This window comes from Kitasatospora sp. NPDC088548 (assembly GCF_044753005.1).
GTDB lineage: Bacteria > Actinomycetota > Actinomycetes > Streptomycetales > Streptomycetaceae > Kitasatospora.
In genome coordinates this window covers 215572-232134 of sequence record NZ_JBIVMI010000011.1, presented here as the reverse complement: position 1 = coordinate 232134, position 16563 = coordinate 215572, and the positions used below count along the sequence as shown (strand labels likewise).

Sequence of the window (16563 nt, the reverse complement as noted above, 5' to 3'; positions counted from 1 at the left end):
TGGCGTTGACTTTTGGCACGCTGTTGAGTTCTCAAGGAACGGACACTTCCTTCAGGCCGCCTTCCAGCGGGCCCTCCGGGCGCTTCGTTCTTTCGCATTTCCAGCTTACCAGATGTTTTCCGCTCCGTTTTCCGGAGTTTCATTCATCCGATCCTGGCCGGCCAGGTCCGCTTTTCTGCGGCGACCCCCACATTAGCGCATTTCAGGATTAACCCGAAATTCCCGCTCCCACCCGTCGACAAAAACGCCGAACAACCCAAATGAATGGGCATCGAGTGAGAGTTGGGCTTGCTGAGTGTGATGGCCGCTCCGGCTGGTCCGCGGTGGCCTCTCGGCCTCTCGTGCACCTGCCCGCTTCAAGCGACTCGTCCAACATTAGGCCAGTCGGACGACCTCGTCAAACCCTGAGGGCCGGATCTGACCAGATCCGGCCCTCAGGGTTGAAAACCGCAGTTCAGCAGCGGTGTGGTTTCGGCCAGGCTCAGCCGGCCGCGGTGAGCTCCACCGCCGCCAGGTTGCGCTTGCCACGGCGCAGGACCAGCCAACGGCCGTGCAGCAGGTCCGACTCGGCCGGCACCGCCTCCTCGTCCGTCACCTTGACGTTGTTGAGGTAGGCGCCGCCTTCCTTGATCGTCCGGCGGGCGGCCGACCGGCTCGGCGACAGACCGACGGCGACCAGCAGGTCGACGATCGACTGCAGCTCGGTGACCTTGGCCTTCGGGACCTCGGCCAGCGCGGCGGCCAGGGTCGGGGCCTCCAGGTCGGCGAGGTCCCCCTGGCCGAACAGTGCCTTGGAAGCGGCCACCGCGCGCTGGTACTGCTCGGCGCCGTGGACCAGGGTGGTCAGCTCCTCGGCGAGTGCCCGCTGCGCGAGCCGGGCGGCGGGCCGCTCGGCGGTCTCGCGCTCCAGCTCCTCGACCTCCTCCTTCGTGCGGAAGCTGAAGATCCGCAGGAAGGTGGGGACGTCCCGGTCGTCGGCGTTCAGCCAGAACTGGTAGAAGGCGTACGGGGTGGTCAGCTCGGGGTCGAGCCAGACCGTGCCGGACTCCGTCTTGCCGAACTTGGTGCCGTCGGCCTTCACGATCAGCGGCGTGGCCAGCGCGTGCACCGACTTGGCGTCGGCCTTGCGGATCAGGTCGGTGCCGGCGGTGAGGTTGCCCCACTGGTCGCTGCCGCCGGTCTGCAGGCTGCAGCCGTAGCGGCGGTTCAGCTCCAGGTAGTCCATGCCCTGGAGGATCTGGTAGCTGAACTCGGTGTAGCTGATGCCCGCGTCGGAGTTGAGCCGCCGCGCGACGGCCTCCTTGGCGATCATGTTGTTGACGCGGAAGTACTTGCCCACGTCACGCAGCAGGCTGATGGCCGACATCCCGGAGGTCCAGTCCAGGTTGTTGACCATGCGCGCCGCGTACGGGCCCTCGAAGTCGAGGAAGCGCGAGATCTGGCCGCGCAGCCGCTCGACCCAGCCGGCCACCGTCTCGGGGTCGTTGAGGACCCGCTCGGCGGTGGGCTTCGGGTCCCCGATCAGGCCGGTGGCGCCGCCGACCAGACCGAGCGGGAGGTTCCCCGCCTGCTGGATGCGGCGCATGGTGAGGATCTGTACCAGGTTGCCGAGGTGCAGGCTGGGGGCCGTCGGGTCGAACCCGCAATAGAACGTGACCGGGCCGTCCGCGAATGCCTTGCGCAGTGCGTCCTCGTCGGTGGACAGGGCGATCAGACCACGCCACTGCAGCTCGTCGACGATGTCCGTCACGGTCACGATTCTCCTTCGATCGGGCGTCCGCCCGGTGCGGACCCGGTTCGTCCGGGCCCCGGTACGGAGCGACTCCAGCGTCACAAAGCCTACGCGGTCCGGGCCAGGGCTTTTCCGTCGAGGCGTCCGGCCCGGCACCGGGTCGGCGCGGGCCCGCCCCGTCCACCGCCGGCCACGCCCCGCCCCGACACCGGAAATTCCGTTGTTCGTCGGCCCGGGGCCCCTTCAGAGTGGTGCCAACGCCGCGCGGCGGCAGTGACGTGTGTGGAGACGGTCGTGCCGCCGTGGCACGCCGGTGGAAAGGGTGGGCCGAGGTGCGCAACACGCTGGTTCTGAACGCGAGCTACGAACCCCTGACGACGGTGTCGCTCCAGCGCGCCGTGGTGCTGGTGCTCCAGGACAAGGCGGTGGTGGAACAGGCGCACCCGCTGCGGACCATGCGCGGTACCGGCGTCACCGTCCCGGTGCCCCGGGTGATCAGACTGCAACGGTACGTACGCGTGCCGTTCCGACAACAGGCCCCGTGGTCACGCCGCGGTGTGCTGGGCCGGGACCAGCACCTGTGCGCCTACTGCGGGCGCCGGGCCACCACCGTGGACCACCTCCAGCCCAGGTCGCGGGGCGGGGCCGACAGCTGGCTGAACACCGTGGCCGCCTGCGCCGAGGACAACCAGCGCAAGGCCGACCGGACACCGGAGCAGGCCGGCATGCGGCTGCTGCGCAAGCCGTTCGTACCGACCCCGCAGGCCACGCTGATGACGGCACTGGGCCTGCGCGGCCCGGAGGCCCGGGACCTCGCCGCCTGGCTGCCGGCCGGAACCGTCCCGGCCGGGCCCGCAGTGCCGTCCGCGGCCTGAGGCCGTCCGGGCGGGGAGCGGGTCAGCCGGTCGCCTGGTACCCGGACGCTATGCCGAAGTTGGCCGAGTGTTCGGGTACCGCGACGACCTTGCCGCCGCCGATCAGCACCCGGCCGGAGACCAGCAGTGAGCCGGTGCCCTGCGGGAAGCTGCCGCCCATCGCCTCGCCGCCGCCGTCCAGCGTGAAGCGGCTCAGGTGGGCGGGCCGTTCGCGGCGTTCGTCGGCGGCCAGCACCAGCGCCCGGTCGTCGATGGCGACCGCCCGCAGGACGCCCTTCTCCAGCGCCGCCGTCTTCCAGCGCGGCTTGCCGCTGTCCAGGTCGTAGCCGACGACCGAGACCGGTCCGCCGCCGTTCGCCGGGACGACCGTGGTCACCATCGTCCGGTCCTGGAAGAACACCCGGGGTGTGGCCGAAAACGTGCCCTGGGCGACATCGAGCCGGCCCTCCCCGGTGGCGACCGGGATCTCGGCGGCCGGGTCGCCCGTCGGGCCCCAGGCGAGCACCTTGTCGTCGTCGGGTTTCCCGCCGGTGGCCAGGACGACGGACGGTTCGGCGGAGAGCACGGTCACCGTCTTCGGCTGGCTGTTCAGCCCCCGCCACCAGTTCACCTTGCCGTCGGCGGTGTTCAGCGAGACCGCCTGGTCGACGGGGGTGGAGTCGGCGCAGGAGCTGGCGACCATGACGGTCCGGCCGGTGACACCGCCGGAGAGGGTGCAGAACTTGCCCTGGCCGGTGTACTGCCAGACGTCCTTGCCGTCGGCGGACTCCCAGGCGATCACCCGGTCGTCGCCGACGGCGATCACCTTGTCCTCGGTGACGCCGATCCGGGCCGCGTAACCGCCCTTGGCGTCCGAGACGCTCTTGGTCCAAGCGGTCTTGCCGGTCTTCGCGTCGACGGCGGCGACCAGCGTGCAAGGGCTCTTCGGATCGGCCTTCGGGCGGAACAGCACCGCGCCCAGACCGGCCCCGTTCACGCTCGGCGACAGCCCGCAGGGCACCGCCCCGGCGGCCGGCGGCTCGACCGACCAGGTGGGCCGGCCGGCCGCCAGGTCATAGGCGTGGACACCGCTGGAGTCGGCCCGGACCACCGCGTCGGCCAGCAGCCAGCTGCCCACCAGCGTGTCGTCGGCGCCCGGCTGCACGGCGCCGGCCGGCTGGGCGGACCAGGCCTTGGCGTGGGAGACGGCGAAGCCGGGATCACCGTCGGCGGAGGCGTTCTCGCTGCCCTCGGCGGCGACCGCCAGACCGGCGGCGACCAGCACGCCGAGCGCGGCGACACCGGCGCCGGTCCGCACCATCAGGGCCCGCCGGCCGGGCGCGTGTTCGGCCGAGACCACGGCGTCGGCGGCGGCCCGGGCCTTGGCCGTGAAGGAGGAACGGCCTGCGGAGCCGCCGGCCCGCCGGCCCGCCGACCGCGACCCCGGCCTGGCGGACGCGCCGGGTACGGCGGCCTCCGACGGCGCCGCGGGCCCCGGCTGGGGCGCCGGCTCCGGGTCGGGTTCCGGCTCGATGTGCACATAGCCGTCGGCGGAGTACTCGGCTCCGGCCGGGGCGTAGAGCTCGTCCCCGGCCGGCGGCTGCGGGACGGCGTACGGGGCGTACTGCTGCTGCTCGTGACCTGGGTACGGGGCGTACGGCTGGTACGGGCCGTCCGGGTGGCCACCGTGGCCGTACCCACCCTGGCCGTACCCGTTCCCCCCGTACCCGGCGTCGGTGCCGTAGCCAGGGGCGGTGCCGTACCCGGCGTCGGTGGCGTACTCGGCGGTCCCCTGCCACTGCTGCTGCTCCGGGTACCCGCCCTGCCACTCGGGCTGCGGCTGGGGGTACCAGGGCTGCTGCTGGGCGTCTCCGAGGGGATCCTGCGCCATCCGTTCCGTCCCTCCCGACCGCCTGAAGTGCGGCAGCCAGCATCTCACGCCGGGCGGAGCGGCCCGTTCCGCCCTCCGGAGAGGCCTCCGGAGGGCGGCGGGCGAGGCGCGGTGCGGGCGGGCCGGCTACCCCGCCTCGGCGCGGAAGGCCTCGTCGATGCGGCCGGCGAGCGCGAAGTCCAGCGCGGTGAGACCGCCCGCGCTGTGGGTGGAGAGCGCGAAGTGCAGGGTGCGCCAGCGGATGTCGATGTCGGGGTGGTGGTCCATCGCCTCCGCGGCCTCGGCGACGGCGACGACCACCCGGATCGCCGCCGGGAAGTCCGGGGCGTCGGCGGTCCGGACGATGCTGTCACCGTCCCTGGACCACTCCGGCCGTCCGGCCAGCGCGGCGGTGATCTCGTCCTCGGTCAGGCGTGCTCTGCTGCTCATCGAACCGCTCCCGTGGGTCGGGGGTGAAGGGTCGGGCCTTCCGCCGCGAAACGGACCGGGTGGCGGCGGCCAGGGCCCCGGTGCGGTCCGGACGGGAAGGCGCACGTAGGAGCATAGGGAGGCGGGCTCCCGCGCGGTCGACGACACCTCGCGGCGCCCGCCGGTGTCACGCGTCTCCCCCGCTCCGGGGCCCTCCGGGCCGTCCGCGGGCACCGGGCGCGACGGCGGATCAGCCGATCAGCAGCTTGGTGACGGCGACCAGCCCGACCACCACGATGACCCCGCGCAGCGCGGGCGGCGGCAGCTTGCGGCCCACCTTGGCGCCGATCAGCCCGCCGCAGAGCGAGCCGACGGCGATCAGCCCGGCGGCCGTCCAGTCGACGGTCGAGGTGAAGAGGAAGAACACGGCGGCGACCGCGTTGACGATCATCGCCAGCGCGTTCTTCACGCCGTTGATCCGCTGGAGGTCCTCCTGGAGCAGCATGCCCATCAGCGCCATCAGCAGGACGCCCTGGGCCGCGCCGAAGTAGCCGCCGTAGATACCGGTGAGGAAGACGCCGCCGAGCAGCACCGCGCTTCCGTCGGGGTCTCCCCCGGGCCGGCGGCGGGCCGCGACCGCCCTGGCCACCCGGGGCTGGATCACCACCAGGACGAGGGCCAGCAGGATCAGCGCCGGGACGATCGCGTCGAAGGCGCCGCTGGGCAGTCTGATCAGCAGGACGGCGCCGACCAGTCCGCCGAGCAGCGAGGCGGTGCCCAGCCGGAGCAGTCGTCGGCCCTGGCCGGCCAGCTCCCTGCGGTAGCCGATCACGCCGCTCAGCGAACCGGGCACCAGGCCGAAGGTGTTGGAGACGTTGGCGGTGACCGGCGGGATGCCGACGGCGAGCAGGACGGGGAAGGTGATCAGGGTTCCGGAGCCGACGATCACATTGATCATCCCGGCCCCGACACCCGCCACCAGGACGGCGATCGCCTCCCAGAGCGTCATGGGTCACCTCTCGTCTCGGTCCTGTCCGAGGCGATCATGCCGGACCGGGTACCGGGCCCACCAGACCCCACCGCGTTCCGGGACGTGGGACCCGGCCCGCGCCGCACCCTCGGGAACGGCCGAGGGCCCGCCTCCCGTACCGCACGGGAGGCGGGCCCTCATCGCATCAGGCGCGTCCGGAGACGCTCCGGATCACTCCGGGTCGATCTTGCGGTACTCGCGGGCCGGGTCCACCCGGGGGCGGGCGGCGCCCTTGGTGTCGGTGTCCAGCGGGCGCGGCCCGGCCGCCGGGTCGAGCGGGACCTGGGTGGCGGCCGGCGCCGCCGGGACGCTCGGCGCCGCGACCGCGCCGCCGTTCGCCCCGCCGGTCAGGCCGTTGAACGCGCCGCCGAGGCCCTTGAGCGCGTCGCCCACCTCGCTCGGGATGATCCAGAGCTTGTTGGAGTCGCCCTTGGCCAGCTCGGGCAGCGTCTGCAGGTACTGGTAGGCGAGCAGCTTCTGGTCGGCGTCGCCGTCGTGGATGGCCTCGAAGACCGTCCGGATCGCGGCCGCCTCACCGTCGGCGCGCAGCACCGCGGCCTGGGCCTCACCCTCGGCCTTGAGCACCTCGGCCTGCTTCTCACCCTCGGCGCGCAGGATCTGGGCCTGCCGGGCGCCCTCGGCGGTGAGGATCGCGGCGCGCTTGTCACGGTCGGCGCGCATCTGCTTCTCCATCGAGTCCTGGATGGAGGTCGGCGGCTCGATCGCCTTGAGCTCGACGCGGTTGACCCGGATGCCCCACTTGCCGGTGGCCTCGTCGAGCACCCCGCGCAGGCCGGCGTTGATGACCTCGCGCGAGGTCAGGGTGGACTCGAGGTCCATCGAGCCGATGATGTTGCGCAGCGTGGTGACGGTGAGCTGCTCGATCGCCTGGATGTAGCTGGCGACCTCGTAGGTGGCCGCCCGGGCGTCGGTGACCTGGTAGTAGATCACCGTGTCGATGTTGACCACCAGGTTGTCCTGGGTGATCACCGGCTGCGGCGGGAACGGCACGACCTGCTCACGCAGGTCGATCCGGTTGCGGACCCGGTCGATGAACGGGACGACGATGTTCAGCCCTGCGTTGAGCGTCCGGGTGTAGCGGCCGAAGCGCTCCACGATCGCGGCGCTGGCCTGCGGGATGACCTGAATCGTCTTGATCAGCGCGATGAATGCCACCACGACCAGGACGACCAAAACGATAAGGACGGGTTCCACGGACTCTCCCCTAGACGACCAGGGCGGTCGCGCCCTGGATTTCGACGACATCGACCTGCTGCCCCGGTTGGTACACGCTGCCGGGGTTGAGCGCACGGGCCGACCAGATCTCGCCGTTCAGCTTGATCCGCCCGCCCTCCCCGTCGACCGTTTCCGCGACGACCGCGGTGGCGCCCTGGAGCGCCTCGATGCCCATTTTGATGTTCGGGCCCTTCTTGAGCTCCCGGTACGCGATCGGGCGGACCACGACCAGCAGCGCGACCGAGACCGCGACGAAGGTCAGTACCTGCCAGACCGCTCCGGCGCCCAGCCCGGCCACTCCGGCCGCCGCCAGCGCGCCGACCGCGAACATGGCGAACTCCGGCATCGCGGTGATCACCAGCGGTATGCCGAGGCCGACGGCGGCGAGGAGCCACCAGATCCAGCTGTCCACGTGTCCATCCTAGGGAGCGAAGGGCCTTAGGGCGGAAAGTTCCCGCAGGTGGAGGGGCGGAAACCGGTCGCACGTGCGACCGGCCCCGGTTCAGCGGACTTCAGTGGCCGTCAGCGGGCTCACCGGAGACCTCATGAGGCGTCAGCGGCCTCAGCCGAGCGGCAGGCCCTGGGCGGACCAGCGGTCGCCGTGCCGCTCCAGGGTCAGCGGCAGGCCGAAGCAGAGCGACAGGTTGCGCGCGGTCAGCTCGGTGTCGATCGGGCCGGCGGTGAGCACCTTGCCCTGACGGATCATCAGGACGTGGGTGAAACCGGGGGCGATCTCCTCGACGTGGTGGGTGACCATGGCCATCGCCGGCGCGAACTCGTCCTGCGCGAGCGCGCCGAGGCGGCGGACCAGGTCCTCACGGCCGCCGAGGTCGAGGCCGGCGGCGGGCTCGTCCAGCAGCAGCAGCTCGGGGTCGGTCATCAGCGCGCGGGCGATCAGGGTGCGCTTGCGCTCGCCCTCGGAGAGGGTGCCGAACTTGCGGGCGGTGAGGTTGACCATGCCGAGCCGGTCGAGGAGCGCGAGCGCGCGGGACTCGTCGGTCTGCTCGTACTTCTCCTGCCAGCTGACCGTCATGCCGTACGCGGCGGTGAGCACCGTCTGCAGCACGGTCTGCTCGGCGGGCAGCTTGTCGAACATGGCCGCGCCGGCCAGGCCGATCCGCGAGCGCAGCTCGAAGACGTCGACCTCGCCGAGCTTCTCGCCGAGGACGGACACCTTGCCGGCGGTCGGGAAGAGGTACGTGGAGGCGATCTGCAGCAGGGTGGTCTTCCCGGCGCCGTTGGGGCCGAGGATGACCCAGCGCTCTCCCTCGGAGATGGACCACGAGACCTGGTCGACCAGCGCGCGCCCCTCCCGGACCACGGATACGTCCACCAGCTCCAGCACGTCGCTCATGCCTACGCCTTCCCCAATACAGAAATACGGCCGTCGGGTGCGGGCGGGCAGCCACTCCGGCGGCCGGTGGGCACGGAGTGGGTGCGCCGCACGCGCATGGGCAAACCTACGCCACGCGGATGACCGCCGATTCCGTAGGCTGGCCGGATGCTCGTGACTCCTGCCGACAATCCGTACGAAGAGCCCCGTTCGGGGCGGTTGACCGCCTGGGGCAACGCTCTGCTGAACGGCCTGGTGCCGCCCGACAACGCCGCCGCCGCGGTGCTCGGCGCCGACGAGAGCCACCGGGTGACCGGGCTGCCCGGGGACGGGCCCGGGGAGCTGCACGGGCTCACCTGGGCGCTGGGGCGGCTCCGGGTGCTGGGGGTGAAGGGCCTGCGGCTGGCGCTGCCGAGCGCCGGGCACCCGCTGGGGCTGACCGGCCCCGCGTCGTTCAACCAGCGCGCGCTGGACGCGGGCGAGGCCGTGCTGGCGGTGGGGGTGCCGCTCGGGCTGGTGCCGGAGATCGAGGTGTTCGGCCCGGCCGGGGACCGCTCGGCGACGGTCCTGTGGCGCTGCTCGGAGGTGGACGACGCCCCGCCCGCCGATGTGCCGTCGCTGCACGAGGCCGAGCGCGAGCTGGTGGACGGGCTGCGCGAGGCGACCGTCCTGCTGGCCCGGCTGGATGTCGCCGGGGCCGGCCCCGAGGCGCTGCGGGCCCTGGACGCCTACCGCCGGCGCGGCCACGTCGAGCTGCTCGCGCCCGGCTACCCGCCGCGGGCGGTCCGGGTGCTGGAGTCCGCCCGCCAGGTGTCCGCGCTGCTCTCGATCGCCTCGGGCGGCCACGGGGCGGCGGTCAGCGCCTCCGAGATGGCCGCCCGCCAGGGCGCCCTGGCGCCCCTGCGGCGGACCGCCCGGCGGGCCCAGGTGGCGGCGTACAACGCCCTGGTGGACGAGCGCGGGGACCGCTGAGCCCGCGGGCCCCGCTCAGGCCTCCCTGGCCGCCCCGTTGCGGACGGCCCAGAGCGCGGCCTGGGTGCGGTCGGCGAGGTCCAGCTTCATCAGGATGTTGGAGACGTGGGTCTTCACCGTCTTCTCGGAGAGGTGCAGGCTCCGGGCGATCTCCCGGTTGGAGCGCCCGTCGGCGATGTGGCCGAGCACCTCGCGCTCGCGTTCGGTGAGGGTGCCGCCGCGGCCCTGCGGAGCACGGGGGCCGTCGTCGGCGAGCAGCGCCTCGGCGAGTTCGGGCTGGAGCAGGACGTGGCCGGCGTGGACCGAGCGGATCGCGCCGGCCAGCGCCTCCGGGTCGACGTCCTTGTAGACGTACCCGGCGGCGCCGGCCCGCAGCGCGGGGACCATCGTGCGGTGCTCGGTGAAGCTGGTGACGATCAGGATGCGGGCCCGGCTGCCCTCGCCCTTGAGGGTGCGCAGCGCCTCGATGCCGTCCACGCCCGGCATCTTGAGGTCCATCAGGACGACGTCGGGGTCGAGCTCCCGGGCGCGGTCCACGCCCTCGGCGCCGTCGGCGGCCTCGCCGACCACCTCGATGTCGTCCTGCACCTCCAGGAAGGTGCGCAGGCCGCGGCGGACCACCTGGTGGTCGTCGACCAGCAGGACGCGGATCGCTGGCGTGGTGTCAGGCACCGGGGACCTCCATCTCGACGACCGTTCCCTTCCCGGGGGCCGATTCCAGGGTGAGCGTGCCGCCGACGGCCGCGGCGCGGTCGCGCATCGAGGCCAGGCCGAGGTGGCGGCCGGCCCGGCGGACGGACTCCGGGTCGAAGCCCCGGCCGTCGTCGCGGACCCGCAGGACGGCGCCGCGGGCGGACGTGCCGGCCAGGGTGACGGTGACCCGCCCGGCCCCGGAGTGGCGCAGCGCGTTGTGCAGGGCCTCCTGGGCGACCCGCAGCAGGGCGGCCTCCTGGGCCGGCGGCAGGGCGCGGACTCCGTCGGCGGCGAAGACGAGGTCGGCGCTGTGGGCCCGGTCGAGGACCTGCACCTGGGAGGCGAGGGTGGCGCTGAGGCCGTCCTCCTCCAGGGCGGCGGGGCGCAGTTCGACGACGACGGCGCGCAGTTCGTCGGCGGCCTCGGCGGCGAGGCGGGCGACCTCGGCGAGTTCGGCGCGGGCGCGGGCCGGGTCGCGCTCGACCAGGGTGGCGGCGGCCTTGGCGGTGAGGCGCAGCGAGAAGAGCTTCTGCGAGACGGCGTCGTGCAGGTCGTGGGCGATCCGGGCGCGTTCGCCGGCCAGGGTGAGTTCGCGGCTGCGCTCGTAGAGGCGGGCGTTGGAGAGGGCGAGGGCGGCGTGCGCGGCGAGTATCCGGAGCAGTTTCTCGTCGTGGTCGGTGAAGCCGCCGCCGAGCCGCTTGTTGGCGAGGAAGATGACGCCCATGACCTGCGGCTCGTCCTCGACGGCGTCGGTGTCGAGGATCGGCATGCCGAGGAAGGCGTCCATGTCCGGGTGGGCGGCCGGCCAGCCGCCGAAGGCGGGGGCCCGGCGGACGTCGGCGAGCCGGGTGGGCCCGGTCTCGTGGAGCATCTTGGCGAGGACGCCGTGCTGGCGGGGCAGCGGGCCGATGGCCTTCCACTGCTCGTCGGTGATGCCGTCGACGACGAACTGGGCGAAGCCGCCGTGGTCGTCCGGTACGCCGAGGGCCGCGTACTCGGCGCCGAGCAGGTCGCGGGCGGAGGCGGTGATCCGGCGCAGGACCTCGCGCACCTCCAGGTGGCGGCTCATCCCGAGCAGGGCCTGGCTGACGGCCTCGATACCGGCCAGGCAGGGCTCGCAGGCGGGCAGTGGACCGGTGGGCGGCGGGCCGACCGGTATCCGGCCGACGGGGAGCGGTCCGGCCGGGGGCCGGCGGTCGCTGGACGCGGGGGGCATACCGCCAAACTACCGCCGCGCGGCCGCCGCCCGCGTCGGTCCGAGGGCGCGCGGGGCGCAGGTCCGAGGACCTACGCCCCGGGCCGGAGCGCCACCGGAACGCCGGGGGGCGGCCCTCCCGGATCGGGGAGGGCCGCCCCGGTGGAGCGGGCGAAGGGGGTCAGCCCTTCTGCATGACCTCGGGCTCGTGGCGGCGCTGGAGGCGGGTCACGATGACGCCGATGACGACCGACATCGCGATCAGCACACCGGCGTCGAGGAGCAGCTGGCCGACGTTGTGGCCCCAGACCGCGTCGTACTCGGGGTTCTGGAGGTCCTTGTTCCAGGGGCCCATCAGCTTGGACAGGTCCAGCGTGGTGGCGACCACGCCGACGCCCCAGCGGGCCGGCATCAGCCAGGCGAACTGCTCCAGGCCCGGCTTGCTGAAGATCTGGAAGAGGCAGCCGGTGAAGACGACCTGGATGATCGCGAACATGACCAGCAGCGGCATGGTCTTCTCGGAGGTCTTCACCAGCGCGGAGATCATCAGGCCGAACATCATCGAGGCGAAGCTCAGCAGGATCAGGCCGGTGCTCATCTCGATGATCGGCAGGCTCTTGACGATCAGCCCCTCGGAGGGCAGCTTGCGCGGCAGGAAGCCGACGGCGGAGATGACCGCGCCCTGGATCACGCTGAAGAAGCCCAGCACGATGATCTTGGACATCATGTACGCCGAGCGGGAGAGCCCGGTGGCCCGTTCCCGTTCGTAGATCGCCCGTTCCTTGATCAGCTCGCGGACCGAGTTGGCCGCCCCGGAGAAACAGGCGCCGATCGCCAGGATCAGCATGATCGTGGCGGCCCCGCTGTTGATCCCGAGCTGCGACTTCGGGTTCCTCGCCAGGCCCGCCTCGTTCGGGATCAGCACGCTGACCAGCCCGACCACCGCCGGCAGCAGGACGGAGAGCGCCAGGAAGCCCCGGTCCGAGGCGAGCACCGAGGCGTAGCGGCGGATCAGCGTCCACAGCTGCGAGCCCCAGCTCTGCGGCTTCGGCGGGCGGACCGCCTCCCGCACGATCTGGGCGGACTGCGCGGCCGCGGAGTCCACGTCCGCGGAGTACTGCTGGTAGTGCACCGAACCGCGGTAGCGGCCGGCCCAGTCGTGGTCCGGGTAGTTCTCGAAGGCCTGGAAGACATCGGCCCAGGTCTCGTACCCGAAGAAGTGCAGCGCCTCGTCCGGCGGGCCGAAGTAGGCCACCGAACCGCCCGGAGCCATCACCAGCAGCCGGTCGCAGAGCGCGAGTTCGGCCACCGAGTGGGTGACGACGAGGATGGTGCGGCCGTCGTCGGCGAGGCCGCGCAGCATCTGCATGACCTCGCGGTCCATGCCCGGGTCGAGGCCCGAGGTGGGCTCGTCCAGGAAGATCAGCGAGGGCTTGGTGAGCAGTTCCAGCGCGACCGAGACACGCTTCTGCTGGCCGCCGGAGAGCGCGGTGATCCGGTTGTCGGCGCGCTTGTCCAGGCGCAGCTCGTACAGCACCTCGTCGATCCGGGCCTCGCGCTCGCGCGCCTCGGTGTCGCCGGGGAAGCGCAGCCGGGCCGCGTACTTGAGGCCGGTGCGGACGGTCAGTTCCTTGTGCAGGATCTCCGACTGCGGCACCAGGCCGATGCGCGAGCGCAGCTCGGCGAACTGCTTGTAGAGGTTGCGGCCGTCGTAGAGGACGTCGCCGCGGTCGGCCGGGCGGTAGCCGGTGAGGGCGCGCAGCAGGGTCGACTTGCCGGAGCCGGACGGGCCGATGACGGCGACCAGCGACTTCTCCGGCACGCCGAAGCTGACGTCGTTGAGCAGGATCTTCTTGGCGCCCTTGTGCTCGACCTCGACGGTCAGGTGGCGGGCGGAGAAGGAGACGGCGCCGGTGTCGACGAACTCCTGCAGCTGGTCGCCGACCAGGACGAAGCTGGAGTGGCCGACGGTCAGCCGGTCCTGCGGGCCCATCAGCTGGCGCTGGACGGGCTGGCCGTTGAGGAAGATGCCGTTGTGGCTGCCGAGGTCGATGATCTCGTAGCGGCCGTCGGGCAGTTGGCGCAGCTCGGCGTGGTGGCGGGAGACCTGGAGGTCGGAGACCACGACGTCGTTGTCGAGCGCGCGGCCGATCCGGACGGTGCGCATGGCGGCCGTCAGGTTGCGGATGACCGTCGGCTGCGGGCCGCCGTCGTGCTGCGGCGCCTGCTGCTGCGGGAAGCCGCCGTGCGGGGGCGCCGGCGGGGCGAAGTCCTGCCGCGGCGGGAACGGCTGCTGCCCGCCCCACTGCGGCGGCTGCTGCGCCGGGGGCTGCTGGACGGGCGGCTGCTGGGCCCACTGCTGCTGCACCGGGGGCTGCGGCGCCGGGGCGGCGGCGCGGCTGGTGACGGCCTCGTGCCAGGCGGGGGCCGGCGCGGCGGCCTGGGCGGGCGCGGAGAAGTTCAGCCGGGGGCCGTTCTCGGCGTTGCCGAGGTTGACCGCGGCGCCGGGGAACAGCTGGGCCTGCAGGGTGCGGGCGCCGCCGGTGTAGGTGCCGTTGGTGCTCCCGTGGTCGTCCAGCTGCCAGCCGGTTCCGTTGAAGGAGATGGTGGCGTGCTGCCAGGAGACCCTGGCATCCTCGAACGGGAAGTCCGACTGCGGGTTGCGCCCGATGCTGTAGGACCGCCCCGGCTCCAGAGTCCGCTGCTGTCCGTTGATCTCAATGACGAGTTGCGGCACTGCTCGCCTGCCCCGCTCTCTCGGTCCCCCGATTGTGACCCCGGCCGGGGCCGCGATGATCGTGAATCTGACGGGGGAATCATTCCAGCCCCTCGCCCGGGGACGAAAGTCGCCCCTGACGACTGTGACCAGGCGGAAACGATTCGCCGACGGACCCGTACCACACCCCCGCGTCACCTCTCCGTCACCCATCCGTCACCCGGGTCGTACGCACACCTCCGATACGTCCGTCCGCGAGGTGGACGGGTGCCGTGGCGGCGGCGGGCGGCGGGTAGCGTGGGGGGCACCATGAACGCATCGCCCTTGGCCGCTGAGCCGCTTCCCGCCCCGCAGCCCCGGACCGAGGACGAGCGCACCCTGCTCGTCAAGGTGTTCGGCAAGGACCGTCCCGGCATCACCGCCGGCCTCTTCACCACCCTCGCCGGGTTCGGCGTCGAGGTGATCGACATCGAGCAGGTGGTGACCCGGGGCCGGATAACGCTCTGTGCCCTGGTGACCCCCCCGGCCGGCGGCGCGCCCGGCGCCGAGGGCAGCCTGCGGGCCACCGTGCACCGCTGGGCGGAGGAGCAGAAGCTCCAGGCCGAGATCATCTCCGGCATCGGCGACAACCGGCCGCGCCGTGAGGGCCGTTCGCACGTGACCGTGCTGGGCCACCCGCTGACCGCCGCCGCGGTCTCCGCGCTGACCTCCCGGATCACCGCCTCCGGCGGCAACATCGACCGTGTCTTCCGGCTCGCCAAGTACCCGGTGACCGCCGTCGAGCTGGCCGTCTCCGGTGTCGCCACCGACGAACTGCGCGCCGAGCTGGCCCAGGAGGCGGCCACCCAGCGGGTGGACATCGCGGTGGTCAGGGCCGGCCTGGAGCGCCGGGCCAAGCGGCTGGTGGTGATGGACGTCGACTCCACGCTGATCCAGGACGAGGTGATCGAGCTGTTCGCGGCCCACGCGGGCTGCGAGGAGAAGGTCGCCGAGGTGACGGCGGCGGCGATGCGCGGCGAGCTGGACTTCGCCGAGTCGCTGCGCGCCCGGGTGGCGCTGCTGGCCGGGCTGGACGCCGGCGTGACCGAGAAGGTGCGCGCGGAGGTCCGGTTCACGCCGGGCGCGCGCACCCTGATCCGCACACTGCAGCGGCTCGGTTTCCAGGTCGCGGTGGTCTCCGGCGGGTTCACCCAGGTCACCGACCACCTGGTGGAGCAGCTGGGGCTGGACTTCGCGGCGGCCAACACCCTGGAGGTGGTGGACGGCAGGTTCACCGGCCGGGTGGTCGGCGAGATCGTGGACCGGGCCGGCAAGGCCCGCTGGCTGGCCCGCTTCGCCGAGCAGGCGAAGGTGCCGCTGGAGCAGACGGTGGCGATCGGCGACGGCGCCAACGACCTGGACATGCTGAACGCGGCCGGGCTCGGGGTGGCGTTCAACGCCAAGCCGGTGGTGCGCGAGGCCGCGGACACCGCGGTGAACGTGCCGTTCCTGGACACCGTGCTGTACCTGCTGGGCATCACCCGCGAGGAGGTCGAGGCGGCCGACGCGCTGGACGGTACGCCGACCGAGTAGCGCGCGGCCGGCCGGGCGGGCCCCGGGACGGACGAGAGGGGCCCGAGGAGCACTCCTCGGGCCCCTCTCCCCCGAGGTCAGTCCTGCGGCGTGAAGTAGGAGACCAGCGCGGCCACGCCCGGCTCGACGCCCTTCCACGAACCGCTGAAGCTGAGCACCGCGATGGCGGCGGTCGGGAAGCCGCCGAGCCGCAGCCGTTCCAGCGCCTCCCGGTCGCCCTCGTCCCCGGCCAGCACCTGGGTCAGCCCGAGCACTCCGGGGTTGTGGCCGACCAGGACCAGGTCGGCGTACTCCTCCGGGGTCTCCTGGATGACGGTGATGATCTCGCCGGGGCTGGCCTCGTACACCCGCTCCTCGTACACCGTCTTGCGCGACCGCTTGGGCAGTTCGTGCGCGGCGAGCTTCCAGGTCTCGCGGGCGCGCAGAGCGGTGGAGCAGAGCACGTAGTCGGGGTTGATGCCGGAGTCGGCGAGCCAGCGGCCGGAATCCGGGGCCTGGTGGCGGCCCCGGTCGGCCAGCGGCCGCTCGTGGTCGTCGACGCCGTTGGGCCAGTCGGCCTTGGCATGGCGGAGAACGATGATCCTGCGGGGCGTGTCGGCGCTCATACCCAGCAAGCTTGGCAGAAAAGCCGCTGCGGGGCGCGGTGCTGCCCGATGGCGCCACCCTGAGGGGTGCAGGGTGTCATGATGCGCCGTTCGCCGGGGTTCGTCCGCCGGACGGGCGCCGGACGGCCGGGGCGCCGAGGGGCGTCCCGGGTACGGCGCGCCCGGTCAGCCCAGGCTCTGGGCGACGCTGGCGACGATCACCAGCAGGACCACGATGCCGACGATCGCCGCGGCGATCTGGCCGAGCTTCTTGTGGCCGTCGGTGGGGTTGGGATCAAGTACGGGCATGACCGGATTCTCCCACCCCGGTCATGCCCGTCGGTCAC

General features: G+C 72.6%; 15 protein-coding genes. 3 read left to right on the top strand and 12 right to left on the bottom strand.

The window, feature by feature from the left end:
* Positions 1-481 precede the first annotated feature (481 nt).
* The gene (tyrS, locus tag ACIP82_RS17080; RefSeq protein ID WP_363608011.1) at positions 482-1750 is read right to left on the bottom strand and encodes a tyrosine--tRNA ligase; all 1269 of its coding nucleotides are present in this window, start codon (positions 1748-1750) and stop codon (positions 482-484) included.
* A 314-nt stretch (positions 1751-2064) separates the two neighbouring features.
* Between tyrS and ACIP82_RS17075 the strand changes: the two genes are divergently transcribed.
* Positions 2065-2607 carry an HNH endonuclease gene (locus ACIP82_RS17075; protein ID WP_363607915.1) on the top strand — a complete coding sequence of 181 codons (543 nt, stop codon included), beginning with the start codon at positions 2065-2067 and terminating at the stop codon, positions 2605-2607.
* 22 nt (positions 2608-2629) lie between these two features.
* Here the strand turns inward: ACIP82_RS17075 and ACIP82_RS17070 are convergent, their stop codons facing one another.
* From ACIP82_RS17070 to ACIP82_RS17045, 6 genes are all read right to left on the bottom strand, one after another.
* Positions 2630-4477 carry a PQQ-binding-like beta-propeller repeat protein gene (locus ACIP82_RS17070; RefSeq protein ID WP_400654034.1) on the bottom strand — a complete coding sequence of 616 codons (1848 nt, stop codon included), beginning with the start codon at positions 4475-4477 and terminating at the stop codon, positions 2630-2632.
* A 126-nt stretch (positions 4478-4603) separates the two neighbouring features.
* Entirely contained in the window at positions 4604-4906 is a 303-nt protein-coding gene (locus ACIP82_RS17065) for a 4a-hydroxytetrahydrobiopterin dehydratase (protein ID WP_363607917.1), read from the bottom strand.
* A 229-nt stretch (positions 4907-5135) separates the two neighbouring features.
* Entirely contained in the window at positions 5136-5894 is a 759-nt protein-coding gene (locus tag ACIP82_RS17060) for a sulfite exporter TauE/SafE family protein (RefSeq protein WP_363607918.1), read from the bottom strand.
* A gap of 192 nt (positions 5895-6086) precedes the next feature.
* Positions 6087-7130: an SPFH domain-containing protein gene (locus ACIP82_RS17055; RefSeq protein WP_363607919.1), complete on the bottom strand. Its 1044-nt coding sequence runs from the start codon at positions 7128-7130 to the stop codon at positions 6087-6089.
* Between the two features lie 10 nt (positions 7131-7140).
* The gene (locus ACIP82_RS17050; RefSeq protein ID WP_363607920.1) at positions 7141-7563 is read right to left on the bottom strand and encodes an NfeD family protein; all 423 of its coding nucleotides are present in this window, start codon (positions 7561-7563) and stop codon (positions 7141-7143) included.
* A 150-nt stretch (positions 7564-7713) separates the two neighbouring features.
* Positions 7714-8505, bottom strand: coding sequence for an ABC transporter ATP-binding protein (locus ACIP82_RS17045; RefSeq protein ID WP_363607921.1), 792 nt, complete (start codon positions 8503-8505; stop codon positions 7714-7716).
* Positions 8506-8652: 147 nt separating this feature from the next.
* Between ACIP82_RS17045 and ACIP82_RS17040 the strand changes: the two genes are divergently transcribed.
* The gene (locus tag ACIP82_RS17040; protein ID WP_363607922.1) at positions 8653-9456 is read left to right on the top strand and encodes a hypothetical protein; all 804 of its coding nucleotides are present in this window, start codon (positions 8653-8655) and stop codon (positions 9454-9456) included.
* A 15-nt stretch (positions 9457-9471) separates the two neighbouring features.
* Here the strand turns inward: ACIP82_RS17040 and ACIP82_RS17035 are convergent, their stop codons facing one another.
* The 3 genes from ACIP82_RS17035 to ACIP82_RS17025 form a co-directional block, all read right to left on the bottom strand.
* Positions 9472-10128 carry a response regulator gene (locus ACIP82_RS17035; RefSeq protein WP_400654030.1) on the bottom strand — a complete coding sequence of 219 codons (657 nt, stop codon included), beginning with the start codon at positions 10126-10128 and terminating at the stop codon, positions 9472-9474.
* Entirely contained in the window at positions 10121-11218 is a 1098-nt protein-coding gene (locus tag ACIP82_RS17030) for a GAF domain-containing sensor histidine kinase (protein ID WP_400654051.1), read from the bottom strand. Before ACIP82_RS17030 ends, ACIP82_RS17035 begins: the two co-directional genes overlap by 8 nt.
* Positions 11219-11525: 307 nt before the next feature.
* Entirely contained in the window at positions 11526-14081 is a 2556-nt protein-coding gene (locus ACIP82_RS17025; protein ID WP_400654028.1) for an FHA domain-containing protein, read from the bottom strand.
* A 288-nt stretch (positions 14082-14369) separates the two neighbouring features.
* Between ACIP82_RS17025 and serB the strand changes: the two genes are divergently transcribed.
* Positions 14370-15632, top strand: a complete 1263-nt coding sequence (gene serB / locus ACIP82_RS17020) for a phosphoserine phosphatase SerB (protein ID WP_363607925.1) — start codon at positions 14370-14372, stop codon at positions 15630-15632.
* A gap of 77 nt (positions 15633-15709) precedes the next feature.
* Here the strand turns inward: serB and ACIP82_RS17015 are convergent, their stop codons facing one another.
* Both ACIP82_RS17015 and ACIP82_RS17010 read right to left on the bottom strand, forming a co-directional pair.
* Positions 15710-16237: a histidine phosphatase family protein gene (locus ACIP82_RS17015; RefSeq protein WP_363607926.1), complete on the bottom strand. Its 528-nt coding sequence runs from the start codon at positions 16235-16237 to the stop codon at positions 15710-15712.
* A 165-nt stretch (positions 16238-16402) separates the two neighbouring features.
* A complete protein-coding gene (locus ACIP82_RS17010; protein ID WP_363607927.1) occupies positions 16403-16525 on the bottom strand; it encodes an SGM_5486 family transporter-associated protein in 123 nt (40 codons plus the stop codon).
* Positions 16526-16563: the final 38 nt, after the last annotated feature.